Origin of the sequence: Bradyrhizobium sp. (assembly GCF_016213215.1) — a bacterium.
In the GTDB taxonomy this organism is placed as follows: Bacteria; Pseudomonadota; Alphaproteobacteria; order Rhizobiales; family Xanthobacteraceae; genus Bradyrhizobium.
The window spans coordinates 1-24598 of sequence record NZ_JACRAW010000071.1 but is presented as its reverse complement, the minus strand read 5'-3'; the positions used below and the strand labels follow the sequence as shown (position 1 = coordinate 24598).

25 protein-coding genes, 1 tRNA gene and 1 pseudogene are annotated in these 24598 nt (G+C 63.9%); 9 read left to right on the top strand and 18 right to left on the bottom strand.

Translation table 11 applies throughout. The features are described from left to right. Positions 1 to 23 precede the first annotated feature (23 nt). The 3 genes from HY852_RS12710 to HY852_RS12700 form a co-directional block, all read right to left on the bottom strand. Positions 24 to 362, bottom strand: coding sequence for a P-II family nitrogen regulator (locus HY852_RS12710; RefSeq protein WP_291605057.1), 339 nt, complete (start codon positions 360 to 362; stop codon positions 24 to 26). Between the two features lie 310 nt (positions 363 to 672). Next, a complete protein-coding gene (locus tag HY852_RS12705; protein WP_291605056.1) occupies positions 673 to 1980 on the bottom strand; it encodes an ammonium transporter in 1308 nt (435 codons plus the stop codon). Positions 1981 to 2047: 67 nt separating this feature from the next. Beyond that, entirely contained in the window at positions 2048 to 2386 is a 339-nt protein-coding gene (locus HY852_RS12700; RefSeq protein ID WP_291605055.1) for a P-II family nitrogen regulator, read from the bottom strand. 228 nt (positions 2387 to 2614) lie between these two features. Here HY852_RS12700 and HY852_RS12695 point away from each other — a divergent pair, with 228 nt between their 5' ends. Then, the gene (locus HY852_RS12695) at positions 2615 to 3493 is read left to right on the top strand and encodes a DUF4339 domain-containing protein (protein WP_291605054.1); all 879 of its coding nucleotides are present in this window, start codon (positions 2615 to 2617) and stop codon (positions 3491 to 3493) included. Positions 3494 to 3496: 3 nt separating this feature from the next. Here the strand turns inward: HY852_RS12695 and tesB are convergent, their stop codons facing one another. Then, positions 3497 to 4357 carry an acyl-CoA thioesterase II gene (gene tesB, locus HY852_RS12690; protein ID WP_291605053.1) on the bottom strand — a complete coding sequence of 287 codons (861 nt, stop codon included), beginning with the start codon at positions 4355 to 4357 and terminating at the stop codon, positions 3497 to 3499. 205 nt (positions 4358 to 4562) lie between these two features. On the opposite strand from tesB, the gene HY852_RS12685 reads away from it, so the two are divergent. Beyond that, positions 4563 to 5783, top strand: a complete 1221-nt coding sequence (locus tag HY852_RS12685) for a ubiquinone biosynthesis hydroxylase (protein ID WP_291605052.1) — start codon at positions 4563 to 4565, stop codon at positions 5781 to 5783. Between the two features lie 27 nt (positions 5784 to 5810). Here the strand turns inward: HY852_RS12685 and HY852_RS12680 are convergent, their stop codons facing one another. Beyond that, complete coding sequence (locus HY852_RS12680) at positions 5811 to 6008, bottom strand: Trm112 family protein (RefSeq protein WP_291605051.1); 198 nt, start codon at positions 6006 to 6008, stop codon at positions 5811 to 5813. Positions 6009 to 6327: 319 nt separating this feature from the next. Between HY852_RS12680 and HY852_RS12675 the strand changes: the two genes are divergently transcribed. Together HY852_RS12675 and HY852_RS12670 are read left to right on the top strand one after the other, a co-directional pair. Next, positions 6328 to 6678: a cupredoxin domain-containing protein gene (locus HY852_RS12675; protein ID WP_291605050.1), complete on the top strand. Its 351-nt coding sequence runs from the start codon at positions 6328 to 6330 to the stop codon at positions 6676 to 6678. Between the two features lie 12 nt (positions 6679 to 6690). Beyond that, positions 6691 to 7521 carry an FTR1 family protein gene (locus HY852_RS12670; protein WP_291605049.1) on the top strand — a complete coding sequence of 277 codons (831 nt, stop codon included), beginning with the start codon at positions 6691 to 6693 and terminating at the stop codon, positions 7519 to 7521. 9 nt (positions 7522 to 7530) lie between these two features. Here HY852_RS12670 and HY852_RS12665 read toward each other — a convergent pair whose 3' ends face one another. Further along, positions 7531 to 8067: a TetR/AcrR family transcriptional regulator gene (locus HY852_RS12665; RefSeq protein ID WP_291605048.1), complete on the bottom strand. Its 537-nt coding sequence runs from the start codon at positions 8065 to 8067 to the stop codon at positions 7531 to 7533. Between the two features lie 108 nt (positions 8068 to 8175). Between HY852_RS12665 and HY852_RS12660 the strand changes: the two genes are divergently transcribed. Continuing rightward, positions 8176 to 8526, top strand: coding sequence for a hypothetical protein (locus tag HY852_RS12660; RefSeq protein ID WP_291605047.1), 351 nt, complete (start codon positions 8176 to 8178; stop codon positions 8524 to 8526). 16 nt (positions 8527 to 8542) lie between these two features. On the opposite strand, the gene HY852_RS12655 is transcribed toward HY852_RS12660, so the two are convergent. Both HY852_RS12655 and trxA read right to left on the bottom strand, forming a co-directional pair. Beyond that, positions 8543 to 9220 (bottom strand): LON peptidase substrate-binding domain-containing protein, encoded by a 678-nt coding sequence (locus HY852_RS12655; RefSeq protein ID WP_291605046.1) that lies wholly within the window; start codon positions 9218 to 9220, stop codon positions 8543 to 8545. Between the two features lie 40 nt (positions 9221 to 9260). After that, positions 9261 to 10181, bottom strand: coding sequence for a thioredoxin (gene trxA / locus HY852_RS12650; protein ID WP_291605045.1), 921 nt, complete (start codon positions 10179 to 10181; stop codon positions 9261 to 9263). Between the two features lie 263 nt (positions 10182 to 10444). On the opposite strand from trxA, the gene HY852_RS12645 reads away from it, so the two are divergent. Further along, a tRNA-Gly gene (locus HY852_RS12645) sits at positions 10445 to 10519 on the top strand. 225 nt (positions 10520 to 10744) lie between these two features. Here the strand turns inward: HY852_RS12645 and panE are convergent. The 3 genes from panE to HY852_RS12630 all read right to left on the bottom strand — a co-directional run bounded on the left by panE (position 10745) and on the right by HY852_RS12630 (position 13057). After that, positions 10745 to 11668 carry a 2-dehydropantoate 2-reductase gene (gene panE / locus HY852_RS12640; protein WP_291605044.1) on the bottom strand — a complete coding sequence of 308 codons (924 nt, stop codon included), beginning with the start codon at positions 11666 to 11668 and terminating at the stop codon, positions 10745 to 10747. A 115-nt stretch (positions 11669 to 11783) separates the two neighbouring features. Further along, complete coding sequence (locus HY852_RS12635; protein ID WP_291605043.1) at positions 11784 to 12389, bottom strand: 2-hydroxychromene-2-carboxylate isomerase; 606 nt, start codon at positions 12387 to 12389, stop codon at positions 11784 to 11786. Positions 12390 to 12436: 47 nt separating this feature from the next. Beyond that, a complete protein-coding gene (locus HY852_RS12630) occupies positions 12437 to 13057 on the bottom strand; it encodes a DUF2239 family protein (RefSeq protein WP_291605042.1) in 621 nt (206 codons plus the stop codon). A 132-nt stretch (positions 13058 to 13189) separates the two neighbouring features. Here HY852_RS12630 and HY852_RS12625 point away from each other — a divergent pair, with 132 nt between their 5' ends. Beyond that, complete coding sequence (locus HY852_RS12625) at positions 13190 to 13855, top strand: glutathione S-transferase (protein WP_291605041.1); 666 nt, start codon at positions 13190 to 13192, stop codon at positions 13853 to 13855. A gap of 10 nt (positions 13856 to 13865) precedes the next feature. Here the strand turns inward: HY852_RS12625 and ggt are convergent, their stop codons facing one another. Then, complete coding sequence (gene ggt, locus HY852_RS12620) at positions 13866 to 15614, bottom strand: gamma-glutamyltransferase (RefSeq protein WP_291605040.1); 1749 nt, start codon at positions 15612 to 15614, stop codon at positions 13866 to 13868. Positions 15615 to 15716: 102 nt separating this feature from the next. Here ggt and HY852_RS12615 point away from each other — a divergent pair, with 102 nt between their 5' ends. Beyond that, the gene (locus HY852_RS12615; protein WP_291605039.1) at positions 15717 to 17102 is read left to right on the top strand and encodes an MFS transporter; all 1386 of its coding nucleotides are present in this window, start codon (positions 15717 to 15719) and stop codon (positions 17100 to 17102) included. Positions 17103 to 17208: 106 nt separating this feature from the next. Here HY852_RS12615 and purH read toward each other — a convergent pair whose 3' ends face one another. The 3 genes from purH to HY852_RS12600 form a co-directional block, all read right to left on the bottom strand. Further along, entirely contained in the window at positions 17209 to 18801 is a 1593-nt protein-coding gene (gene purH, locus HY852_RS12610) for a bifunctional phosphoribosylaminoimidazolecarboxamide formyltransferase/IMP cyclohydrolase (protein WP_291605038.1), read from the bottom strand. Between the two features lie 173 nt (positions 18802 to 18974). After that, a complete protein-coding gene (locus HY852_RS12605) occupies positions 18975 to 20690 on the bottom strand; it encodes a heparinase II/III family protein (RefSeq protein WP_291605067.1) in 1716 nt (571 codons plus the stop codon). 163 nt (positions 20691 to 20853) lie between these two features. After that, positions 20854 to 22200, bottom strand: a complete 1347-nt coding sequence (locus tag HY852_RS12600) for an RsmB/NOP family class I SAM-dependent RNA methyltransferase (RefSeq protein ID WP_291605037.1) — start codon at positions 22198 to 22200, stop codon at positions 20854 to 20856. Positions 22201 to 22384: 184 nt separating this feature from the next. Here HY852_RS12600 and HY852_RS12595 point away from each other — a divergent pair, with 184 nt between their 5' ends. Continuing rightward, complete coding sequence (locus tag HY852_RS12595) at positions 22385 to 22603, top strand: succinate dehydrogenase assembly factor 4 (protein WP_291605036.1); 219 nt, start codon at positions 22385 to 22387, stop codon at positions 22601 to 22603. A 14-nt stretch (positions 22604 to 22617) separates the two neighbouring features. On the opposite strand, the gene HY852_RS12590 is transcribed toward HY852_RS12595, so the two are convergent. The 3 genes and pseudogenes from HY852_RS12590 to HY852_RS12580 form a co-directional block, all read right to left on the bottom strand. Then, entirely contained in the window at positions 22618 to 22932 is a 315-nt protein-coding gene (locus tag HY852_RS12590) for a hypothetical protein (RefSeq protein WP_291605035.1), read from the bottom strand. Between the two features lie 90 nt (positions 22933 to 23022). Continuing rightward, positions 23023 to 23538 (bottom strand): L,D-transpeptidase, encoded by a 516-nt coding sequence (locus HY852_RS12585; RefSeq protein WP_291605034.1) that lies wholly within the window; start codon positions 23536 to 23538, stop codon positions 23023 to 23025. 348 nt (positions 23539 to 23886) lie between these two features. Beyond that, a pseudogene (locus HY852_RS12580) lies at positions 23887 to 24598 on the bottom strand (AMP-binding protein); the annotation flags it as partial.

Below are 24598 nucleotides of genomic sequence, written 5' to 3'. Positions count from 1 at the left end.
ATTGAATTTGGTTGAGCGCGAAATCAAAGGGCCGCAGCATCGGCCTCGCCGGTGCGGATACGCACGGCATGGTCGAGGCTGATGACGAAGATCTTGCCGTCGCCGATCTGTCCGGTCTTTGCAGCGGACGTGATCGCGTCGATGGTCTTGTCGACCTGTTCGGCCGGGACAGCCACTTCGATCTTGATCTTCGGCAGGAAACTCACGGCGTATTCAGCGCCGCGATAGATTTCGGTGTGGCCCTTTTGCCGGCCATAACCTTTGACTTCGGTAACCGTGAGACCGTGAACGCCAATGGCGGTCAGGGCGTCACGGACTTCTTCGAGCTTGAATGGCTTGATGATCGCCATAACAATTTTCATGGGTCCTATCCCCGCTTGGGCCCGGTCCGGACGTGGTCGGGCTTTCTCGACTGGTTCGCCACGAGGAGAAGTTCACTACGCGGGTTCAGCCTGACCCCAGGGGAATCAAATGCCGTGCCAGATCGGCGGCGGTGGCTAACGGACTATGAAAGCGTCGCTTTTCGCTTTGGCCGGTCGCCGACGGGGACTGCGCTATTACGTCGCGCTTAAACGGTGATCAGCGGTGCCCAAAAAAAAGGCATGAACAAGGGCCCGGCACAATGTTGCTCACTGGCCGGGCAGCGGAGATAAAATTCTGGTCTGGCGCTGCTTACTGCAGCGCCTCGCCGTGTTGGGAAATATCGAGCCCCACCATCTCGTGCTCGCGGGAGACCCTTAGCGGCACAAACAGGTTGACCAGCTTCAGTAGCGCGTAGGTGACGCCAGCCGACCAGACCAGTGCGACGGCGACACCACCGAGCTGGAGCAGCACCTGCCGCCCGTTGCCCTCGATCAGGCCGGCCGTGCCGCCGATCGAAGCCGTGGCGAACACGCCCGTCAGAAGCGTGCCGGTCATCCCGCCGATGCCGTGCACGCCGAATACGTCGAGCGAATCGTCATAGTTCAAGCGTTGTTTCAGCCACGTGCAGGCCCAATAGCAGACGAGGCCCGCGACGAAGCCGATGACGATGCCGTGCCAGGGCGCGACGAAGCCGGAGGCGGGCGTGATCGTTCCGAGGCCCGCCACTGCGCCGGAGATCATGCCGAGCACGGAAGGCTTGCGCCGCGCCGACCACTCGAGCGCACCCCAGGTGATCGCGCCGGCGCAGGCGGCCAGATGCGTGGCGATGATGGCCATCACCGCACGTGAATTTGCCGCCAGCGCCGACCCGCCGTTGAAGCCGAACCAGCCGACCCACAGCAGCCCGGTGCCGACGACCGCAAGCGACAGATCAAATGGAGAAAGGTTTTCGGTGCCGTAGCCTTGACGTCGACCCATCACCAGCGCGGCGATGAGGCCGCCGGCGCCGGCGGAAAGGTGCACCACAAGACCTCCGGCGAAATCCAACACGCCCGCGGTTCCGAGGAAGCCGCCACCCCATACCCAATGGGCGAGCGGCAGATAGACGAACATGAACCAGCCGACCGAAAACAGAAGGTAGGCGGAAAATCTCATGCGGTCGGCGACGGAGCCTGCGACCAGCGCCACGGTGATGATCGCGAACGTCATCTGGTAGAGCATGAAAAGCGATTCCGGGATGTTCTTGGCAGCCGGGTGGACGCTTTCCATGGTCATGCCGGTCAGCAGCCAGCGGTCGAGCGTGCCGAGCCAGGGCCCATCACCGACGAAGGCGAGCGAGTAGCCGAACACCACCCAGAGGATCGAAATGAGAGTCACGGCCGCCAGGCTTTGCGCCATGGTCGCGAGCACGTTCTTCTTTCGCACCATGCCGGAATAGAACAGTGCAAGGCCCGGGATGGTCATCATCAGCACCAGTGCGGTGGCGACGATCATCCAGGCGGTATCGGCGGTGTTGATCTCGGACTCCGCCGCGAAAGCCGGCGTTCCCAGCACTGCGCTTGACGCAAGCCCAATGAGCGCAGCCCTTGCCGCTGCGCGGTACTTAATTGCCCCCATCTGTCTTCCCCGGCATGTCAGTAGAACCGCTCCGGCGCTGTTGCCGGCTGCGGGTCAAAGAAAAAGGTTAGAGTGCGTCGGTATCGGTCTCGCCGGTGCGGATGCGCAGCGCGTGGTCGATCGGCGTAACGAAAATCTTGCCGTCGCCGATCTGGCCGGTTCGCGCCTTTGCGGTGATGACCTCGATGGCCCTGTCGGCCACATCGGAAGGTACCGCGATCTCGATCCTGAGCTTGGGCAGGAAGTTCACGACATATTCGGCGCCACGATAGATCTCGGTGTGGCCTTTCTGTCGGCCGTAGCCCTTGACCTCGGTCACCGTCATGCCGTGAACTCCGATGGAGGTCAGCGCTTCGCGCACCTCCTCGAGCTTGAATGGTTTGATGATCGCGACGATAAGCTTCATGAAACAGGCCTTTTCCCTGGAAGACAGGCCAGACGGCGGGTAGCGACCCAGCATGCGCCAGTCTGGCATCTTTCTAGGCAGATGGCATAAAAAACTTGCAGGTTGAAGGGGAAAACTTATCGGCCTGATCGAGCGACATAAGTGTGCGGGGCAGGTCATAGCCCTTCAGATGAGTTTTCAGTCATTGGTCGGCTCGCTGGTATGCCGGTCAGCAATTTGGGGGTAAGAATGTCGAACCGATCCTGGTTCTTTGCGTCCGCGGGCAAGCAGCAGGGGCCATATTCCGAAGATCAGTTTCGCGATCTCATTGCCCAGGGTGTAGTTCGCGCCGAGACCCTGGTCTGGACAGAGGGAATGCCAGGCTGGCAGAAGGCTGCCGAGATTCCGGGCATGTTCTCGGGCGGGGGTGGTCGGCGGCCGATGCCGATCGGGGCGGGCCCGGCGGGAATCTCCGGCAGCGGTCGGCTATCGATGGACTTCGGTATTCTGGAGTTCACCTGGCGCAGCATTGTGCTGCTGCTCGGCTTGGTTTTCGTCATCCCGGCTCCATGGGCCTTGGTTTGGTATATGCAGTGGATCGTGCCCTGCGTGCAGGTGCCGGGTCGCCCGAACATCAGCTTCACCGGCCGGGCCATGACCATCGTTCCATGGTATTTTGGGGCTGTCGTTCTCATGATTGCTGTAAACCTGACCGGGTTGCAGTGGCTCAGCCAACTGATGTCCCTCGTTCAGATTGCTTTGGGCTGGCTTTTTCTCAAGTGGACGATCGCGAATATCGCATCCAATGGACAGCCGGTGGGGCTCAGTTTCTCGGGCTCAATCTGGATTTTTCTCGGCTGGAATGTCCTGGCAGTGATCGCCCTCATCACTATCGTCGGCTGGGCGTGGGTTTACGTGGCGCAGCTGCGGTGGATCTGCCAGAACATCCAGGGCACGCGGCGCGAAGTCACCTTTACGGGCACCGGACTTGAACTTCTCTGGCGCTCCATCGTGGCGATACTTGCCAGCGTCTTCATCATCCCGATCCCATGGGTGTACCGGTGGATGTGGCAATGGCTGGCGTCCCAGACTGTTCTGGCGGACAGAAGCAGGCAGGCACACGTTTGAGCCTTAACGGCGTTCGCGCAGGGAGCCTTCCTGCGCGACCGAGGCCACCAGGGTGCCGTCGGGCTTGAAGATCATGCCGCGGGTCAAGCCGCGGCCTGACTGCAGGCTCGGCGAATCCTGCGCGTACAGCAGCCACTCGTCGGCGCGGAACGGCCGGTGAAACCACATCGCGTGATCAAGGCTCGCCGGCATCATGCGCTTGTCGAAAAGCGTGCGGCCATAGCGCGCCATCGCGGCGTCGAGCAGGGAGAAATCTGACGCATAGGCCAGCGCGCACAGATGCAGCGCCGGATCATCGGGCAGCTTCGCGGCAGTCCGGATCCACACATTAATGCGACCGTCGTCGATCTTCTGGCCGAAGTAGCGGCCAATCTCTACCGGGCGCAATTCGATCGGACGATCCGATTCGTAATAGCGGCGGATGAACTCCGGCATCTCCGGGAAGCTCGGCTGTTTCGCGATCTCTTCCGGCGTGAGCTTTTCCGGCGGCGGCACGTCCGGCATCTTTTCCTGGTGATTGAACGAGCTTTCCTCGTCGCTGTGGAACGAGACCATGATCGAGAAGATCGCATTGCCGTGCTGGATCGCCGTAACCCTGCGCGTCGTGTAGCTCTTGCCGTCGCGCAACCGTTCGACCTGATAGATGATCGGTACCTGCGGATCGCCCGGCAGGATGAAGTAGCAATGCAGCGAGTGGGGCAGGCGGCCTTCGACAGTGCGGCAGGCCGCCACCATGGCCTGGCCGATCACCTGCCCGCCAAAGACCCGCTGCCAGGAGGTCTTGGGACTGTTGCCGCGAAACAGATTCACCTCGATTTGTTCGAGGTCGAGGATGGTGATTAGGTCAATCAGGCCTTTGGACATGGCGGCGCTTTCGATGATCCCGTCGTTTCGGGGGTATCGCGCAGCGATGAACCCCGAATTCGGCCGATAATCTATGAATTCCGACTTCGCGCCGGTCGCGCGGCCCGGAATGACGGCTAATAGGGGCAACTGCCCTTGTTTCACCTCACTGTTTCGCCCAGCTATAACCTAGTGGCAAGATTAAGCGATAAACCGGGATCCAGGTATGTCGGTACAGCGAGGCATTGTTATCGGAGGCGGCGCTTTTGCAGGCCTGGCCCTGGCGCTGGCGCTCCGCCAGGGGCTTGGCACCGACATTCCCGTCGTCGTTGCCGATCCGGCGCTTGGCGTTCGTCCGAGCCGCGATCCCCGCGCTACCGCGATCGTCGCGGCCTGCCGCCGCCTTTTCGAGGCGATCGGCGTCTGGGAGAAGGTCAAGCCCAACGCCCAGCCTGTACTCGACATGGTCGTCACCGATTCGAGGCTGGAAGACGCCACGCGTCCCGTGTTCCTGACCTTCGGCGGCGATGTAGAGCCCGGCGAGCCGTTTGCCCACTTGATCGAAAACCGGCTTCTGATCGATGCGCTGGTCGCGCGTGCCGAAATTGACGGCGTCGATCTCCGCCCGGTCGCGGTCGCTTCGTACGACGCCCATCCCGAGGGCATCGATGTCAGCCTGGCTGACGGCAGTACGATCCAGGCCAGCCTGCTGGTTGCCGCGGATGGCGCCAGGTCGAAGTTGCGCGAGCGCGCCGGAATACTGACCAATGGCTGGGACTATGATCAGTCCGGCATCGTGGTCACGGTCGCCCATGAGCGCGACCATGACGGGAGGGCCGAAGAGCACTTCCTTCCCGCCGGACCTTTCGCCATCCTGCCGTTGACCGGAAAGCGCTCGTCGCTGGTGTGGACCGAGCGGCGCACTGAAGCCGCGCGCATCGTCGGCTTAGGCGAGGATGAATTCCATGCCGAACTCGAGCGGCGGTTCGGTCTGCATCTCGGCGAGCTCAAGGCACTGGACAAGCCACGGGCGTTTCCCCTGTCCTATTTCGTGGCGCGCTCCTTCGTCGGCGAAAGGCTGGCGCTGATCGGCGACGCTGCCCACGTCATCCACCCGATTGCCGGCCAGGGCCTCAACATGGGATTGAAGGACGTCGCTGCTCTGGCAGAGGTGATCGTCGATGCCGCCCGGCTCGGGATCGATGTCGGGCAGGCCGACGTGCTGGAGCGCTATCAGCGCTGGCGCAGGTTCGACACCATGGCGATGGGACTGGCCACCAACTCGCTGAACTTCCTGTTCTCGAATGAATCGTCGCTGTTGCGCGCCGTGCGCGATATCGGACTTGGCCTTGTCGATCGCACGCCGCCGCTGAAGAGCCTGTTCATCCGCCAGGCCGCCGGGCTGACCGGCGAGGTGCCGCGGCTCCTTAGAGGCGAGGCGTTATAGGCCTCGCGCCGGCGTTTGCGATCGATACTAATCGATCTTCCTTGCTTCCTCCGGCAGCATGATCGGGATGCCGTCACGGATCGGATAGGCGAGCTTGGCCGAACGCGAAATCAATTCCTGCTTCGCGGAGTCGAACTCCAGCGGGCCTTTGGTCACCGGGCACACCAGAATTTCCAATAGTTTCGGGTCGACGGTGTTCTCGGGGCGGTCGGTGTTAGCGTTCATGCGGGTCTCCGGGTACCTTTCAACGCCTGTAGCATGTTTGCTTGCCGTCAGCAGCGGCAGTCGCTTTGGCGGTCCTCGCGACGGCGGCGCCGGCTTGGCAGATCATACAGGCTCGGTCGGTCCCAGGTTAGAATTGCTCTAGTTTAGAGAGAGTCTTTTTGCGAGCGCGCACCCAAGCGGTTAGCTCACTTCCTGACTGCAAATGATTGGCGGTTGAAGATGGTGCGATGGTAATTCATCGCATTTGCGTCTGTCTGGCTCTCCCAGCGCTGGCCAATCCGGTCTCGACTTCGATTCCAGCACCGAGGACGTTCAAGAAATGCTTGCTTTGACCATGATCAGGAAATTGGCCTTCGCTGCCCTGTGTCTCGCGGCGCTGGCGCCGTTGTCCGCCGCGCAGGCGCAGCAGGCCGCCGAACTTCAGGTGACTTATTCCGACGGCCAATTCCAGCCGAATGAGTTGCGGGCGCCTGCGGGCAAGTCGGTCGCCGTCCGGATCAAGAACCTCAGCGGCAAGGCGATGGAATTCGAAAGCCATGCGCTGAAGGTCGAAAAGGTGATCCCCGCCAAGGGCGAGGGTGTGGTCAATGTTCGCGCGCAGAAAGCAGGCCGCTACGAATTCTTTGACGAGTTCAACGAGAAGGCGCGCGGCGCGCTGATCGTGGAATAGGTCGGCATTGCCGTGCTCGCCGCGCTCATCATCGTCTTCCGCGAAGTATTCGAAGCAGGCCTGATCATCGGCATCGTGCTTGCGGTCACCGGCTCCGTCCCGCATCGCAACCGCTGGATTGGCGGCGGCGTGCTGGCGGGCGTCGCTGCGGCCTGTCTCGTCGCGGCATTTGCCGGCGTCTTGTCGCAGCTGTTCGAAGGCATGGGGCAGGAGCTGTTCAATGCGGCCATCCTCGGCATCGCGGTAATCATGCTGACCTGGCACAACGTCTGGATGGCGCGGCACGGCAAGGAAATGGCGGGCGAACTGCTTGCCATGGGGCAGGCGGTGGCGAAAGGATCCAAATCGCTGCTGGCATTGGCGGTGGTTGTCGGGCTCGCCGTGCTGCGCGAGGGCAGCGAGGTTGTGCTGTTCCTCTACGGCGTTGCCGCTTCCGACGGGGGTTCGGCGCTGAGCCTGTTGACGGGTGGTGTGTTGGGGCTGGTGCTCGGCGGCGCCGTTTGCCTGATGACCTATTTCGGATTGATGCGAATTCCGCCGCGCGCGCTGTTCGCCACCACGACCGTGCTGATCACGCTGCTCGCGGCCGGCATGGCGGCGCAGGCGGTGGCGTTGCTCGCACGCGCCAATTGGCTGACCTCGCTCGATCGCGTGGTCTGGGATTCCGCATGGCTGCTGTCCGAAGACAGCGTGCCTGGCCGCACCTTGCACACGCTCGTCGGCTATACCGACCAGCCGACCGTTATGCAGCTTGTGATTTACGCTGCCGTGGTTCTGGCCACGATCGTGCTCATGCGGCTGATCCGAGCGGAGCGCAAGGCGCCAGCGATGGCAGCTGGCTGATCCGCGCGATCAACGCGAGACCACCATCTGCAGAAGATCTTCCACGAGCTTATGCAAGCGCGGAGCCGGCAGCTCCGGCTTCGACAGGGCAAAACCGAGGAAAGTCCAATAGAGAATTTGCGCGCGCGTCCGTGCCTGGGCCGGCGTCAGCCCGTGCTTCTCGATCAGGCCTTGAACATAGTCCAGCCGCCGGCGATCGATGGCCCGCACGGCGGCCTGCGCCGTGGGATCGAAGGCGGCCCAGTTGCGGACCGCCCGCTCGAGATCGAGCCGGGCGACGAAGGCCCGCCGCAGCAATGTGCGCAGCGGATCGTCGCCCGTTCCCGCCTCGACGTCGGCGATGATCTGCTCGGCCGCGACCTCGCGCCAGCGTTTCAGGACGGCGGCGTGGAACGCGGAAAGATCGGCGAAATGCCAATAGAAGCTGCCGCGCGAGACGCCCATTGCTTTCGCCAGCGGCTCGGCCTTGAGCGCGGTGAATCCGCGCCGCGCGAGCGCCTTCAGTCCCTGGGCGATCCAGTCGTCGGCGGAAAGTTGGTCGGTCATGGCCTCCATCCGCAAAGTGCGGCAACCATACACTACTGTATTGACAAGCGCTATCGCTTGACGTAGTGCCATACACAACTGTATGGTTGATGAGCGGAGGAGAAATCCATGCGCGATTTGCTGCTCCAATGCGCCGGAGTTGCCGCGATCATCGTCGCCGTGATCCATGGCCTCGTCGGCGAAATGAAGGTCTTTCCAAGGGTACAGATCGAGCCCGTGCAGCTCAGGACCCTCATCCGCCTGGTGTGGCAGACCAGTACCGTGGCATGGGCTGGCGGCGGCATTCTCTTGATCGCCACGCCCTGGATGGCGTCCGCACCGGCGCGCCATTGGATCGTCATTACACTGGCTTGTGTGTTCGCATTCGCCGCCGTCGCCAACGCCTGGGCGACGCGCGGCCGCCATTTTGGCTGGATGGCGCTGAGCGCCATCGTCGCCATGGCGGTGGCGGGCTATTGAAGGGAAGTCGAGAGCGCTACTGCAGCGGCGGATCGCCGCTGGTACGTTTCTTGGCGAGGTCCATCTCGGTAACCGCGATCAGGATTTCCGCGCGGGTCTTCAGGTCCGGCGCTTCCAGCATCGCCTGCTTCTCCGCCGGACCGTACGGCGACATCATGGCCAGCGCGTTGACCAGCGCCTCGTTGGGCGCGCTCTCGACGCCTTCCCAATCGACCTTGAGATTGTTGGCTTTCAGGAACGCGGCAAGCGCGACCAGCAAGGCCTCGCGGTTGACCTCTTGTTCGCCCTTGCGCGCAGTGAAGTCGTCCTTAAAGGCAAAGAAATCCACCTTGCATTGCCGGTAAGGGGTCAGGACCTCCTCCAGCTCCTGGACCACCTTGAAGCGCGCAATTCCGGTGAGTTCGAGGATATAGCGGCCGTCACCGGATTCGGCGAGCTGGGTGACGCGGCCGACGCAGCCGACGCGAAACAGCGCCGGCTTTTGTTCGTTCGGCGAATGGGTGACGTCCGGCTGGATCATGCCGATGAGGCGGTGGCCGTCGCGAAAGGCATCGTCGACCATCGCAAGATAGCGCGGCTCGAAGATGTTGAGGGGCATCTGCCCGCGCGGCAGCAGCAAGGCCCCGGCCAGCGGAAAGACAGGGATCACCTCGGGAAGGTCTGCGGGCCCGCGATATTCGATGTTGATCGGCATCTGGTGCCCGGTCCCCGGTGCTGGCTAACGCATGAGGCGCCTATGAGAACAAGATCGTCGACAGCCGTTTGCGTCCTTCGACCGTTGCTTCGTCGGTACCGCCCCAAGCCTCGAAGAACTGCACCAGCTGTCTGCGTGCACCGTCATCGTTCCATTTGCGGTCTCGCCTGATGATCTCGAGCAGGTGATCGGTGGCGGCCTGTCGCTTGCCCTGGGCGTTCAGCGCGGTTGCAAGATCGAACCGCGCCTGATGATCGAGCGGGTTTGCGGCGACTTTCTGTTCTAGCTCGGCGATCGGCCCCAATGATTCGGCTTGCTCGGCGAGATCGATGGCGGCCTGGACGGCCTTGACCGCGGCATCGTTTCGCTTGGATTCCGGGACCATGGCGAGGGTCTTCTTGGCCTGTTCGACGGCCCCGGTGCTGACGTAGCATTTTGCCAGCCCGGCGAGGGCGGCGATGTTGGTGGCATCCACCGCCAAGGCCTCGGCATAGATCTGGGCCGCGGTTGCGGCATCGCCTTCCGCAAGCACCGCGTCCGCCTCTTTCAGGATCTCGGCAATGTTGGCCTCGCCGGGGGCGGCCACCCCCTGGGTCAGGCGGTCGATGAAGGCACTGACCTGACTTTCCGGCAGCGCACCCATGAAGCCGTCGGCCGGCTGCCCGTTTACGAAGGCGATGACGGCCGGGATCGACTGGATGCCCATCTGGCCCGGAATGGCCGGATGCTGGTCGATATTCATCTTGACCAGCTTGACCTTGCCTTTTGCGGCCCGAACCGCCTTTTCCAGGAGGGGAGTGAGCTGCCGGCACGGGCCGCACCACTCCGCCCAAAAATCGATCAGCACCGGTTGCCGCTTCGATTCCTCGATGACGTCCTTAACGAAGGTCTGGGTGGTCGTGTCCTTGATCAGATCAGGCGCCTGTGGCGCCGCGCCGTTACCCTGGTCAATGATCGTCACGGGATTCCTCGTCGGATGTCAGAAAAAAAGCCGTCTCTCGCGGCGCCACAGTGGCTGGCGCCGGGCTGTTCCCTTAATTGGCGGTTATGGAGCGCATTTTCAATCCATTGGAACCGGTCCTCGGCGGTTTTCGGCTTGGTATGTCCCCGTTGGGCCAAGATTCCGTCTCGGACCCGTTTTGAAGTCGCCCGTAGCTGTTGCATTAGCCGGCGGCATTTGGCATAGGTCTGCCGTTGACGGCGCCACCGGCGCCGCTCACGGATGCGGGTGTAGCTCAGTGGTAGAGCACGACCTTGCCAAGGTCGGGGTCGAGGGTTCGAGCCCCTTCGCCCGCTCCAGTTTCCCAAGAACGCCGAAATTGGACGTGAACGGGCCAGTTGCTGCTGGCTGGTCTCCTGCCGCGTACTGGCGACCCTGGATCGCGGTTGGTGACATCATCAGCGCCGGTCACCGCGGCGAGCCGTCATGAAGATCCTGCGTGCTCGCCAAGTATCTGGCGCATTGCAGCAAATAATGCTGATCGACCTCTCGCCGGAATGACGCCAAAGATCCAAGCGCGCGTTTTACGTCACGCGCTGCTTCTCATAAGCCTTCAGATGGGTGTAGGCGACGCGCAGTTTCGGCACGGGAACCTTGCTGGCATCCGCGCGCGCGACCAGATCGCCAATGACATGATCGGCCTCGACGGGCAGGCCGGCCTTGATGTCGCGGAACATGGAAGCAGTCATTGGTGAGCCCTCGGTCGTGAGTTGCCCCTTGACGCGCTCGAAGAAAGGCCCCCCGGGCGGAAATCCTTGCGCGGCCGCGGTGCTGCTGCATTCATCGAGCATGCCGAGCATGAACTCCTTGCCGCCGGGAACGGCAAGGATCGTCCCGACGGATGCGCGCATCAGGCTGGTTGCAGCCGCAAGCGAAGCGAGAAACACCCACTTCTCCCACATGTCCTGCATGATGTGTTCGCTCGCCGCAGCGCCAAAGTTCCCGCGCTTGAACTCGTCCGCGATGGCGCGGACACGGTCCGGCAGGCTGCCGTCGCGCTCGCCGAAAGTCAGCGACTGCATCGGGTGCAACTGCACCACCTCGCGCTGCTCGTTGAGCGTCGCCGCGATCGCGCACAGCCCGCCGAGCACGCGCTCGGCACCGAATTTCCCGTCGAGCACGTCGAGATGGCGCATGCCGTTGAGCAGCGGAATGATCGACGTCTGCGGGCCCACCGCCGCTGCAAAGGATCTGACGGCATCGTCAAGATCGAAAGCCTTGCAGCTTAAGAGCACCACGTCGAACTTGCCGGAAAGCTTGTCTGCCTGAACAGTCGGCGGCTTCTTCAGGGTGACATCTCCGCTCGGGCTCCTGATCACGAGCCCCGCGCTGGCGAGTTCGGCGGCGCGGCGCGGCCGGACCAGGAACGTGACGTCGCAGCCGGCCTGCAGCAGCCGTCCGCCAAAATACCCGCCGATGGCACCGGCGCCGACCACGAGAATGCGCATCGGGATGCTCCGTTGTCTCGGTCCTTTTTCGGTCAAAAGCGAATGGCGAAACAGGGAATAGCGAATGGCGGGTGCCAATTCCAATCACTATTGGCTACCCGCGATTCGCTTGCCTTCATTTCCCCAGGATCATCTCCTCGACGTCCCGAAGCTGTTCCTTGCCGAAGAACATTTCCTTGCCGACGAAGAAGGTCGGCGAGCCGAAGGCGCCGCGCTCGACGGCGGACTGGGTGTTCTCGATCAGCCTGGCCTTGACGTCCGATTCCTGCGCGCGCGCGAACAGCTTCTGCGCGTCGATCCCGGAGGAGGTCAGCGCCTTGATGGCAACCTCGGGATCATCCATCTTCTTCGGCTGGCGCCACATGTGATGGAATGCAGCCTCGACGTAGGGCTCGAACACTCCCTCCAATTGCGCCGCCACGGCGGCCCGCATCAGGTTCAGGGTGTTGACCGGAAAGAACGGGTTCATCACGTAGGGCTTGACGTCGAAGCGCTTGAGGAAGCGCTCGGTCTCGATAGCGTGAAATTCGCGCTTGTTCTTCACGCCGGCGAGCGTCTCGGCGGGCGACCTGTTGTTGGTCGCCTTGAAGATGCCCCCCAGCAGGATCGGCACATATTCGAATTTGACACCGATTCGCTTTTCGATCGCCGGAATCGCTTCATGGCTCAAAAAGGCATTGGGGCTGCCGAAGTCGAACAGGAATTGCGGATTTGAGCTCACTAAAGCCTCCCAAGTTTCTTATATGATCAACATCATGCAACCCGAACCTAGCCGGTCACGGGCGTCGTTTCAATCGCTCGATCCTGAGCGTCGGCTTGATCTTCGAAGGCGGCGGCAGCGAGCCGCCGCGATTGATCGCGCACATCGGCGGGCCAGTTCGAGGTCCATTTCTCGAAGCCGGCCGCGTCGCGCGCGAACAGCGCGCGCGCTACTTCTTCGTAATGCGGCTTGTTCTCACCCATCGCAGCGATGAAGCGATAAGCCGTTTCCTGGGCCTGCCGGATCTGGTCCCTGTCCCTGTTCGCACGTCGCGCCTCGTCGACGAGCCGACGCAGCGCCACCGAGGCGCCGCCCGGCTGCTGCGCCAGCCAGTCCCAATGCCGCGGCAACAGCGTCACCTCCCGCGCAACCACGCCGAGTTTCGGCCGGCCTGGCCCGCGGGTCGCAGCCGGCGCGGTATCCTCGGCCGCCGCAAGTCGCGCAATGACGTCGTCCACGCTCCCGCGAAAATCGATTTCAACCGGTCCGCAGGTCGCGTCGAAGACAAGGACGAAGGCGTCAGGCCTGTTGTCGAGTGCCTGCTTCGCGGCGCGCACCACGGCGGCAAGGCCGCCGGAGGCGATGCAACGGTCGCCGTCGAAGGCGAAACAGGTGGGCTGTGAGTTCATGACGGCATCTCCATTTCGGAACCAATTATACCCGGGTGAATTGGGGCCGTCAATTACACCCGGGTAAAACATGGTCCGCCTCGACTTTCCTGCGCATCACTGGCAGGAAGCATCCAAGATAGGGGGAAGCCCATGCTGACCGTTCACCACCTCAACAATTCGCGTTCGCAGCGCGTACTCTGGCTGCTCGAAGAGCTCGGCGTCGCTTACGAGATCGTCCGCTATCAGCGTCAGCCGGATATGCGGGCGCCAAAGGAATTGCGCGCCATTCATCCGCTCGGCAAGTCGCCCGTTATCACCGACAACGGCAACACCATCGCCGAATCGGGCGCGATCATCGAGTACATCGTCGCCACCTACGGCAACGCCCGGCTGATCCCGCCCCCGAACACGCCGGAGCGGCTGCGCTACACCTATTGGCTGCATTATGCCGAGGGCTCGGCGATGCAGCCGCTGCTCCTGAAACTCCTGTTCACGTTGATGCCCAAGCGCGCCCCCGCGCTGCTGCGTCCCCTGGTTCGCAAGGTCACGAGCCAGGCTCTGACAATGCTCGTCAACCCCCAGCTCAAGCAGCACATGGATTATTGGGAAAGCGAGCTTGGAAAGAGTGAGTGGTTCGCGGGCAGCGAGTTCACCGCGGCGGACATCCAGATGAGCTTTCCGTTGGAAGCCGCTGCCGCGCGCGCCGGCCTGGAGCAGGGCCATCCCAGGGCCATGGCGTTTCTCGAGCGCATTCACGCCCGTCCCGCCTATCAGCGGGCGCTGGAGCGGGGTGGGCCGTTCGAGGTCGGACGTTGACGCAATGCGCCTATTGCCCCGCGGCCTCAGTGCCGCGGGTGCGTGGATCGGCTGCGCCCAGCACGCCTTTTGCGGTAACCGCGATCGAATTGGCGGAGGTCTGCCCCATCGGCTCGACGATCCGGTGGCCCCTGGCCTTCAGCTCCGCAAGCGTGTCATCGGCAAAGCCGCGCTCGATGCGGACCTCATCGGGCAGCCACTGGTGATGCAGCCGCGGAGCGGCTACGGCGGCGGCGACATCCATCCTGTAGTCCAGCACGTTGATGATCACCTGCAGCACGGTGGAGATGATCCGGCTGCCGCCGGGTGAGCCCGTCACCAGGACCGGCTTGCCGTCCTTCAGGACGATGGTGGGCGACATCGACGACAGCGGCCGCTTGCCGGGTCCGGGCAGGTTGGCCTCGAAGCCGACCAGCCCAAACGCATTGGAGGCGCCGGGCGCGGCGGTGAAATCGTCGAGCTCGTTATTGAGCAGCACGCCGGTGCCTTCGGCGACCAGTCCGACTCCGTAGCTGAAGTTCAGCGTGTAGGTGTTGCTGACCGCATTGCCGCTTCCGTCGATGACGGAGAAATGTGTGGTGTTGCTGCCTTCCCTCAACGGTGCTCCGGCCAGCATGTCGAGCGATGGCGTGGCGCGATCGGGATTGATGCTCGCCCTCTGCCCGGCGGCGTAATCCTTGGCAACCAGGTTCGCGATCGGTGCGTTCACGAAGGCCGGATCGCCGAGGTAGCGCGCCCTGTCGGCATAGGCCCGCTTCATCGCCTCGATCAACCAATGCAGCGATTCGGCCGACCCCTGCTTTGTTGAGGACAGCGGAACGCCCTCCAGAATGTTCAAAGTTTCCAGCAGCACTGTGCCGCCGGAGGACGGCGGCGGCATGCAGATGATGTCATAACCGCGGTAAGTCCCGCGCAGGGGTTCGCGAATAAGGGCGCCATATGACTTAAGGTCCTCGGTCGTCATGAGACCGCCGGCTTCCGTGACGGCCCTGGCGAGCTTCTCGGCGAGGTCGCCTTCATAGAAGGCGCGCGGTCCGCGCTCGGCGATGGCCGTGAGCGTTGTTGCGAGATCGCTCTGTACCAGCCTGTCGCCTTCGCGCAGCGGGGCTCCGTCGACGCTTGCGAAAATCCTTGCCGATGATGGCCAGCGCGCGAGCCGCCGGAACCATTGCGGCAGGGTATCGGCAGTGTCATCGCTGACCACAAACCCATCGCGCGCAAGCGCGATGGCGGGCTTGAGTAATTCGGCCAGCGTAAAACGACCAGAGCCATATTTTTCAAGCGCGAGCGCGAGGCCCGCGACGGTGCCCGGTATGCCGATGGCGAGCGCGGAGTCGCGCGATTTTGCAATGTCCGGCTTGCCGTCGGCGCCCAGGAAGATATCCCGCGTCGTGGCGCCAGGAGCGATCTCGCGATAGTCGATTGCGACATCTTCGTTGCGGTCGGCCGAGTGAATCACCATGAAGCCGCCGCCGCCGATATTGCCGGCGCGCGGATAGGTGACAGCCATGGCAAAGCCGGTTGCGACCGCGGCGTCCACGGCATTGCCGCCGTGGCGCAGAATCTCGGCGCCGACGCGGGCGGAGATCCTCTCCTGCGCCACCACCATGCCATGGTCGGCGGCGACGGCATGAAATGTGTCAGGTGCGGGCGGCGTGTAGAAGCGCCGCGCCTCCTGGCCGGTCGCCGGCAAGAGGCCAACGAGCAGAGCCACGAATGCGCCGAGCAGTCTCCGCCGCGTGCCGCTGAACGTCATCATCAAAATTCCGCCGCGCCTTTGCGCCAGTGCAGGTGTCACGTCGATGCTATACAGTCGCGCCAGACGAGGCAAAACGCCGTTTCGTGATGAAAAGAAGGACGCATGACGACCATTGCCTCGGACGCACCCATAGCCGAACCGCAGCGGACCTATCCGTCGCAAGCTGCCGTGGTCAGCTGGCTGTTCTTCGATTGGGCGGCGCAGCCTTACTTCACCCTGATCACCACGTTCGTGTTCGCGCCCTATTTTGCGACCCATGTGGCGCCGGATCCGGCGACGGGTCAATCGTTATGGGGCTTCGCTACCGCGTCCGCCGGAATTCTCATCGCCGTTCTCTCGCCGGTGCTGGGCGCGATCGCCGACGCGAGCGGACGGCGCAAGCCGTGGATCGCGGCGTTCGGCGCCATGCTGGTGGTTGGATCATGCCTGATGTGGTTCGGCAGGCCGGGCGCACCGGAACTGATCTTCCCGCTCCTGTTCGTCTATGTCATCGCGACGGTGGGCGTCGAATTCGCAACCGTATTCAACAATGCGATGATGCCGACCCTGGTGCCTCCGGAGCGCATCGGGCGGCTGTCCGGCACAGGCTGGGCGACTGGCTATCTCGGCGGCATCTTGAGCCTCATCCTGGTGCTCGGCTTTCTCGCAGCCAATCCCGACACGGGCCGAACGCTGCTCGGGTGGAAGCCGCTGTTCGGGCTCGATCCCGTCGCGCATGAGGGCGATCGCATTTCCGGGCCACTCACCGCCATCTGGTTTATCGCCTTCGTGTTGCCGATGTTCGTGCTCACGCCGGACTGTCCGCCCAAGCGGCCGGTGCGCGAGGCCTTGCGCGAAGGCCTTGCCGAACTGAAGCAGACTCTGGCCGACTTGCCGAAGCATCGGTCGCTCGCGGCATTTCTGCTCGCCAACATGATCTACACGGATGGGCTGGTATCGCTGTTTGCGTTCGGCGGTATCTACGCCGCCGGTACGTTCGGCTGGAATACAATCCAGATCGGCACATTCGGCGTCATCCTGGCGCTCGCGGGCACGCTCGGCGGCTGGTTCGGCGGCAAGCTCGACGATGCGCTGGGACCGAAACGGGTGATCGCCGGCAGCATGACCATCCTGCTGGCGGCGATCGTGGCGATCCTCCTGGTGAACAAGGATTCGATCCTGTTCGTGAAGGTGGCGCCGCCCGCACCGGGCGGTGCCCTGTTCGCGTCCGCGGCCGAGCGCGCCTATTTGCTGCTAGGCTGCCTGATCGGCGCGGCCGGCGCGCCGCTGCAGGCCGCCTCGCGCTCGCTCCTGATCCGTATGGCGCCGAACGATCGTGTCACGCAGTACTTCGGACTGTTCGCGCTGACCGGCAAGGTGACGTCGTTCCTCGGTCCCCTTCTGATCGGGGTTGTGACCGCCGTGACCGGAAGTCAGAAGGCCGGCATGGCGATCTTGGTCCTGTTCTTCGCGACAGGACTGGCGCTGCTGGCTCAGGTGAGAAGGTAGCAAACCGGCATTCCGGGGCATCGCGGAGCGATGAACCCGGAATCCAGAGATGATGCGCGCGAGATTCCGGGTTCGCGCTGATGCACGCCCCGGAATGACGGTTGACCTAGTGCCGGAAATGCCTGGTGCCGGTGAACACCATGGCGATGCCGTGCTCGTCGGCGGCCTTGATCACCTCGTCGTCGCGGATCGAACCGCCGGGCTGGATCACTGCCGTCGCGCCGGCCTCGATGCAGGCCAGCATACCGTCGGCAAACGGGAAGAACGCATCCGAGGCGACCACCGAACCCCTGGTCAGCGGCTCGGCCAGCTTGGCATCGCGCGCGGCATCCTGCGCCTTGCGCGCCGCGATGCGTGCCGAATCGACGCGGCTCATCTGTCCGGCGCCGATGCCGACGGTGGCGAGATCCCTGGCGTAGACGATGGTGTTCGACTTGACGTGCTTGACGACGCGGAAGGCGAATTTCAGGTCGCGCAGCTCGGCATCGGTCGGCGCGCGCTTGGTAACAACATTCAGTGCCATGTCGTCGACGACGGCATTGTCGCGGCTCTGCACCAGCAAGCCGCCGGCGACCGTTTTTGCGGTGAGCCCCCACGCGCTCGGGCTGGGCAGCACGCCGGCCAGCAGCAGGCGGAGATTCTTGCGCGCGGCGAGGATGGCAATCGCTTCCTCGGTGGCGTCGGGCGCGATGATCACTTCCGTGAAGATCTCGGTGAAGGCGCGCGCGGCATCCGCATCCAGCGTGCGGTTCACGGCGATGATTCCGCCGTAGGGCGATTGGGTGTCGCAGGCGAACGCCTTGCGGTACGCCGTGACGAGATCGGGCCCTTCAGCGACGCCGCAGGGATTGGCATGCTTGACGATCACGCAGGCCGCGGTGCGCTTGGGATCGAACTCGGCGACGCATTCATACGCCGCATCAGTATCGTTGATATTGTTGTAGGACAGCTCCTTGCCCTGCAACTGCCGCGCAGTCGCGACGCCCGGGCGCTTGTCCGGCAGCGCGTAGAAGGCCGCGGTCTGATGCGGGTTCTCGCCGTAGCGCAGCGCCTGGATCAGGCGGCCGCCGAAGGCGCGGAAGTCGGGTGCATCTGTCTTGATCTGGCCGGCGAACCAGTTCGAGATCGCCGCGTCATAGGCCGCCGTGCGCGCATAGGCCTTGGCGGCAAGCCGGCGGCGTAGCGCCAACGTCGTGGCGCCATTGTTGGCGGTGAGCTCGTCGAGCACGGACTGGTAGTCCTGGGCTTCAACCACCACGGCCACGTCTTCATGGTTTTTGGCCGCGGCGCGGATCATCGCCGGGCCGCCGATGTCGATATTCTCGACGCATTCCTCGAAGTCCGCGCCTTTGTCGACAGTGGCCTCGAACGGATAGAGATTGACGACCAACAGGTCGATCGGCGCGATGCCGTGCGCCTGCATCGCCTTTCCATGCTCGGCATTGTCGCGAATCGCGAGCAGTCCGCCATGGACCTTGGGATGCAGCGTCTTGACCCTGCCGTCCATCATCTCGGGAAACCCCGTGAGCTCGGAGACGTCCTTCACCTTCAGCCCCGCGGCCGCAATGGTCTTGGCGGTGCCGCCGGTCGAAACGAGTTCGATGTCGTGGGCGGCCAGCGTACGGGCGAATTCGATCAGGCCGGTTTTGTCGGAGACGGACAACAGAGCGCGGGTGACGCGGCGGTTCGTATTGGTCATGTCTGGAATCCTGCTGTAAGGCCAGCCGGGTAGCACGGTTTGGCTGCCGGCGAAACCTGTGGCCGCAGATGTGGACAGCGTTTTCCGGGCGACAAGTTCGACTGGACGAGGATGGCATGAAATATCCCTCCTCTCCGGAGGAACGATAGCCAGGGGAAGTCCTGAGCGGTTTCCTAGAGTGGCAGTTCCGGCTCGCGCCGGGCGTTGCGGCGGGCATTGGTGAGGGAAGCCGATCCTGGGGAGCGGACAAAGCTCCAGCGGATCGAGGGCGTCTGGCGGGCATTTCCCCGGATCACGATCTGGGCGGTACGCCTCGGACCGTCATTGCCGGCGAGAAACACACTGTCCTCCAGATCAACCTTGTCGTCGAGCGCCTCGAAGGTCCAGACGTCGCGGCTGGGCAATACCAGCATGACGCCGCGGGCGTCGGAAAGCCGGCTCGCCTTTACCGCCGGATGCAAATGGAAGCGCACGGCAAAGTCGGCGTCATTGCCTTTGAGTCGCCCGCTCACGGGCGGTGACAGGCTGTCCTCGCCGTCGATGCGCGAGCCGTCATGCGAGATCATCAGCAACCGGTGATGCACCACGCCGAAGCGGTGCACGTAGCCGTCATGCGAGGTGGTCAGCAGAGTGCCGTTCTGGACAAGTTCGCGATAGCTTTCCACGTTGGCCGGCCCGCTCACGATCAGCGCGCCGTGCAACAGCCGCTTCATGGCCGACAGCTCGACGAACTGGCAGGACGAGGTCTCGTTGTAGGTCAGGGTCGAATGGGCCGCAGTGGTGCGCGCAAACGGCCGCCAGTTGTCGCGGCCGGTGGTCGGCATGCCGCAATTGATCACGATGCGGCTCGGTCCCGAGGACAGTTCGAACGACAGGCAGCCGGCATGGGCGTCGTGGCTGACATTGGACGGCGGCGATGGACCGGTGTCCATGATCAGCGCGGTCTGGCCGGCGTCGAGGCGCTGGAATCCGCTATGCGGCATGTTGGCCATCGGCACGCCGTGAGTGTCGTCATAAGCGAGCAAGGTCGCCAGCAGATCCGACGGCGTAGAGCTCATGCCGTTGAACAGGGCGAAACTGCCGTCGCCGTGCCGGAAGAAGCGCAGCATGGGCATCATGCGGTCGATCGCGTTGAGCAGCGCGGGCGGCGGCGGGATATTACGCGCGGCAAAGGTCTGGCGCAGCGGCAACAGATCGATCAACAGTTCGATCAGGGCGCCCGGATTGCGCGAGATGTGCCCGCCATCGGGCAGGATCTGGCGCTGCAATTCGTCGGACAGTTTGCGCGATGTGCTGCGAATGTGCCGGGCCTGGTTGGCAAGACACAGCGAGGCGTAGCACAGCGCGATCAGCACCTGCAGCCGCGGCACCCCGTCGGGGATGTCCAGCATCGTGTAGCGCAGATAGCGGATGTCGCGTGAAAGGGCGCGCAGATAGCGGCGATAGAACTTGCCGTCGGTGTCGTTGAGCACCAGCGGCGCCTGCGACAACAGCGAGATCACGCGTCTCGCCAGCACGTCGGCGCGGCGGGCGAGCGGACGCTTGCCGGCCGGATTGGAGATCCAGTCGTCGACCAGGGCGCGCGCATTGGCTCGGGTCAGCGCGGTGTCGGCGGCCCGCAGATGGCGCAGCCAGCCAAAGCCGAGCAGGGCCACCTCCCAATCTTCGGATGGTGGCTCGAGATCGAAAATCGAGCGGCCGTGGCAGTTTACGATCTTGCCGGCGAACACGAAGCGGCCCGCATAGATTTCGGCGGCGCGGGTGGTATCGGCAGTGCGCAGGTCGTGCGGCGCGATGATCAATCGGTCGGTGCGCCCCGGCCACAGCTGCGACAGGGCCACCGAGCCGCCGCTCGCGCGCGCCAGCACGTTCCGCGTGAAGCGGCCTATGACCAGCGTCGAGATGCGTCTGCGTTGAGCGACTGACACGCCGTGCCTTGAGTGGGGGAAACAGGATTCTTCCAGCGAATCCTTTTAGCCCCAAATCCGGGCACCTGACACCACCTTGAAAGCGTACGAATCAGGGCCTCGGCGCCGAAAATCCTCTGAAGACTCAGGATTTAATGAGGCGAGAGGCAAAAAAACCGTCGAGCCCGCCCAGCCGCGGATCACGATGTGGCAGATGGCAGGGCAGGGTGCGCAGGTCGCCCTCTGCGGTAATGACCTCCGACAGGCCCGCGACCTCGCTGGCGTCGATCGGAACGCGGCGCAACGCCCGTTCGGTCGAAAGCAGCGTCGAAATCGCCTGCTCGCCCTCTTCAGGTTCCAGGGAACAGGTGCAGTAGACCAGCGTGCCGCCCGGCTTGAGAAGAGAAAGGGCCTTGTGCAGCAGACGTCCTTGCAGGGTGGCCAGCGGGGCGATGTCGGATTCCTGCCGGAGCCAGGCGACATCGGGGTGGCGGCGGATGGTGCCGGTGGAAGAACAGGGGGCATCGACCAGGATGCCGTCGAAGCCTTGCGCCGGCCCAGGCCACTCGACCGCGTCGGCAACCACGGCCTCGGCGGCAAGGCCGAGCCGCGCAAGATTGTCGCGAACCCGCGCCATTCGCGCCGGCGAGCGGTCGACCGCGGTCACGTTGGCGCCGGCAAGGGCCAGTTGCGCCGTCTTGCCGCCCGGAGCGGCGCAGAGATCAGCGATCTGCTTTCCCGCGACCTCACCGAACAGCCGCGCCGGCAGGGCAGCGGCGGCGTCCTGCACCCACCACTGGCCTTCGACAAAGCCGGGCAGCGTGGTGATCGGGCCGTGTAGCAGCGTGCGCACCGTTCCCGTCGGCAGGACTTCCCCGTGCAGGCGGCTTGCCCAATGCGCGGGTTCGGATTTCACGGAAAGATCCAGCGAAGGCTCGTGAGCAAGCGCAAGTGCGATCTCGCGCGCGGTGGCCTCGCCGTAATGGGCGATCCAGCGCGACAGGAGCCAGGGCGGAACGTCGAGGGTTTGGGTGCTGACTTCCTCTACGATTGCCTTGCCCTCGCGGGCGCAGCGGCGCAGCACCGCGTTCACCAGGCCGGCATATTTGGCAGCACGGCGGTCGGCCTGCACCAGCCGGACCGCGAGGTCCACGGCAGCGTGATCGGGAACATCCATCCACAGGATCTGCGCGGCGCCGATGAGAAGCGCGCTTTGCGCGCGCGGCGCATCGGTCGGGATGCCGCGATCGAGCAGCCTCGACAGCAAATGACCGAGCGTACCGAGCCTGCGCAGTATCGTTGCGACGAGGCGACGCATCAGTGCGCGGACGCGATCGGCCAGGATCTTCAGTCCGGGATGGGCGCCGGCACCGTCAAGCTGGTCGTCCAGTGTCCGGTGCCTGTGCAGCACGCCGTCCAGAATATCCGCCGCGATCCGCCGCGCCGACAGACCGGGCACTTCGGAAGGGGCGGCGAAACGTTGAGAAGGCATGCGGGGGTGTCACTCGGAAGAAAAAGGCATTATCGCTGCGTTCGGCGCATGCCGGAGAGCCTATGTGGCACCTGAATATGCCAAATGTAAGAATCGTTCCGGCTTTTTCGTATCTCCACGCCTGTGTCTCCAGTGGAACGGTTCGGTTGCGCGTTGCGTGATCGTTGGCTTAAGGAATCCTGCCATGACCGACAACTCCTCTCACTCCGCCGCGGACAAGAGAGTTCCTGAACGCAAGCCGCTTTCGCCGGCGGCCGAGCGAGCGCTGGCCGAAGCCGAGGCGCGCCGGCAGTCCGCGGCTGCCAGCGCCAAGCCGGCGCCGAAGGAGTTCAACGGGCCGCAGGGTCCGGAGCCCACCCGCTATGGCGATTGGGAAAAGAAGGGTATCGCGTCCGACTTCTGAGAGGGTGGACGCGGCTATCGGTCCGGGGGACACGTAGGCGAGGAGGGGCCGGTCGGGGAAGAGGCGCGGTCTTCGCCTGCGCAGAGGCGAATCAGCCACCAGATCAGGCCGAGCGCGCACAGCAGCGCCACGCCTACGGGCACCACGAAGACGCTGATCCACACGAAGGCGATCAGGAACGCCACCGCCCGAAACAGCTCGGGCCGCGCGCAGTATTCGATGTGATCCATACCCGAACATCCGGCAACGTGGGAAAGCCACATGCCCGCGAGCCCCAGGATCGGCGGCAGCAGCGTGAGCACGAGGACAATGCGCAAGGCCCACTTCATGCCGGGATCCCCGCGCGGGTGTGAAGGTCCATCGCTGCTTCCCCGATGAATTTGATTGGGTCGACCCGCCTTCCGCGCATTCCAGGCGCGTTACCTGATCACCACGACCGGCGTTCCGACGGAAACGCGCTCGTAGAGGTCGGTGATGTCGGGGTTCAGCATGCGGATGCAGCCGTAGGAAACGAAGCCGCCGACCGAGCCCGGCACATTGGTCCCGTGGATCGCGTATTCGCCGCCGGCCAGCGTCATGGCGGCAACGCCCATCGGGTTACGCGGCGAACCGCCGGGGATCACGTCGGGCAGTCCAGGCTTGTCGCGCTTGACTTCCAGTGGGGGCGACCAGGCGGGGTTGCGGTACTTGCCATCGATCTGGGTCACGCCGGCCCATTGCTTGCCCGCCTTGCCGACACCGACCGGGTAGCGCATGGCACGTTCGGAATCGAGAATGAGGTAGAGCCGGCGTTCGCTGGTGCGAATCACGATCGTTCCCGGCGAGTAGTTGCCGGAATGCATTCCGACCAGCTCCGGCCGGGCCTCCGCCGTCGTCGACGCCAATATTCCCGCCCCGATGGTGGCGGCCAACGCCACCGCAATCCTCACCGACATCAATCGCTCCGCTCGCATCAAGTACCCCGAGGGGCCGTCAAAAATCCGCGCAACCCGCAATAGCCGGCTCGCCCGCGCATGTTTGACCGCTCGCGTTAACCAAGCGGTCTCCACGCGACGGAAGACGGGCTCGCACGGCAGGAAACAAAGAGAATGTTCGGATCAAAGTAAATGACCCGAAAACAACACTGATCCGCAAAGACGCCGTCACGCGGCCGCGCGCCGCTGACAACTGCGTGACCCGGGCGTGAGCCCGAGTTGCGTCACTCCGGGTCGGTGCCTGACGCGCCGGCCCGGAGTGAGGACGTCTGTTGCATCGCCTGCGACGGAGGCTGGTCGCAGTTCGAACTAGGCTGGCGTTTGCCTACGGTTCTGACGGTTCTGGACCAGATCTTCCACGACGGCGGGATCGGCCAAAGTCGAGGTGTCACCCAGGCTCGACGGCTCATCTTCGGCGATCTTGCGCAGAATCCGGCGCATGATCTTGCCGGAGCGCGTCTTGGGCAGGCTCGGAGCGAACTGGATCTGGTCGGGCGAGGCGATCGGGCCGATTTCCTTGCGAACCCAGGCGACGAGCTCCTTGCGCAGCTCCTCGGTCGGTTCGATGCCGGCCATCAGGGTGACATAGGCGTAGATGCCCTGGCCCTTGATGTCGTGCGGGAAGCCCACCACCGCGGCTTCCGAGACCTTCTCATGCGCCACCAGCGCGCTCTCGACTTCCGCCGTGCCCATGCGATGGCCGGAGACGTTGATCACGTCGTCGACGCGGCCCGTGATCCAGTAATAGCCGTCGGCGTCGCGCCGGCAGCCGTCGCCGGTGAAGTACTTGCCCTTGTAGGCCGAGAAGTAGGTCTGTTCGAAGCGTGCGTGGTCGCCATAGACCGTGCGCATCTGTCCGGGCCATGACCGGGTGAGGCAGAGATTGCCGGTGCACTCGCCCTCAAGCACCTTGCCCTCGGCGTCCACGATCTCGGGCACCACGCCGAAGAACGGCTGCGTCGCCGAGCCGGGCTTGAGCCTGGTCGCGCCAGGCAGCGGCGTGATCAGGATGCCGCCGGTC

Bases quoted from the DNA above. Each gene is read 5' to 3' on its own strand.
- HY852_RS12595 (WP_291605036.1), top strand. From the start codon at position 22,385: ATGACCGACAACTCCTCTCACTCCGCCGCGGACAAGAGAGTTCCTGAA.
- HY852_RS12625 (WP_291605041.1), top strand. From the start codon at position 13,190: ATGCTGACCGTTCACCACCTCAACAATTCGCGTTCGCAGCGCGTACTC.
- ggt (WP_291605040.1), bottom strand. From the start codon at position 15,614: ATGATGACGTTCAGCGGCACGCGGCGGAGACTGCTCGGCGCATTCGTG.
- HY852_RS12700 (WP_291605055.1), bottom strand. From the start codon at position 2,386: ATGAAGCTTATCGTCGCGATCATCAAACCATTCAAGCTCGAGGAGGTG.
- HY852_RS12695 (WP_291605054.1), top strand. From the start codon at position 2,615: ATGTCGAACCGATCCTGGTTCTTTGCGTCCGCGGGCAAGCAGCAGGGG.
- tesB (WP_291605053.1), bottom strand. From the start codon at position 4,357: ATGTCCAAAGGCCTGATTGACCTAATCACCATCCTCGACCTCGAACAA.
- HY852_RS12675 (WP_291605050.1), top strand. From the start codon at position 6,328: ATGCTTGCTTTGACCATGATCAGGAAATTGGCCTTCGCTGCCCTGTGT.
- HY852_RS12585 (WP_291605034.1), bottom strand. From the start codon at position 23,538: ATGTCGGTGAGGATTGCGGTGGCGTTGGCCGCCACCATCGGGGCGGGA.
- HY852_RS12655 (WP_291605046.1), bottom strand. From the start codon at position 9,220: ATGCCGATCAACATCGAATATCGCGGGCCCGCAGACCTTCCCGAGGTG.
- HY852_RS12710 (WP_291605057.1), bottom strand. From the start codon at position 362: ATGAAAATTGTTATGGCGATCATCAAGCCATTCAAGCTCGAAGAAGTC.
- panE (WP_291605044.1), bottom strand. From the start codon at position 11,668: ATGCGCATTCTCGTGGTCGGCGCCGGTGCCATCGGCGGGTATTTTGGC.
- HY852_RS12705 (WP_291605056.1), bottom strand. From the start codon at position 1,980: ATGGGGGCAATTAAGTACCGCGCAGCGGCAAGGGCTGCGCTCATTGGG.
- HY852_RS12660 (WP_291605047.1), top strand. From the start codon at position 8,176: ATGCGCGATTTGCTGCTCCAATGCGCCGGAGTTGCCGCGATCATCGTC.
- HY852_RS12590 (WP_291605035.1), bottom strand. From the start codon at position 22,932: ATGAAGTGGGCCTTGCGCATTGTCCTCGTGCTCACGCTGCTGCCGCCG.
- HY852_RS12600 (WP_291605037.1), bottom strand. From the start codon at position 22,200: ATGCCTTCTCAACGTTTCGCCGCCCCTTCCGAAGTGCCCGGTCTGTCG.
- HY852_RS12680 (WP_291605051.1), bottom strand. From the start codon at position 6,008: ATGAACGCTAACACCGACCGCCCCGAGAACACCGTCGACCCGAAACTA.
- HY852_RS12665 (WP_291605048.1), bottom strand. From the start codon at position 8,067: ATGACCGACCAACTTTCCGCCGACGACTGGATCGCCCAGGGACTGAAG.
- HY852_RS12615 (WP_291605039.1), top strand. From the start codon at position 15,717: ATGACGACCATTGCCTCGGACGCACCCATAGCCGAACCGCAGCGGACC.
- purH (WP_291605038.1), bottom strand. From the start codon at position 18,801: ATGACCAATACGAACCGCCGCGTCACCCGCGCTCTGTTGTCCGTCTCC.
- HY852_RS12630 (WP_291605042.1), bottom strand. From the start codon at position 13,057: ATGAACTCACAGCCCACCTGTTTCGCCTTCGACGGCGACCGTTGCATC.
- HY852_RS12685 (WP_291605052.1), top strand. From the start codon at position 4,563: ATGTCGGTACAGCGAGGCATTGTTATCGGAGGCGGCGCTTTTGCAGGC.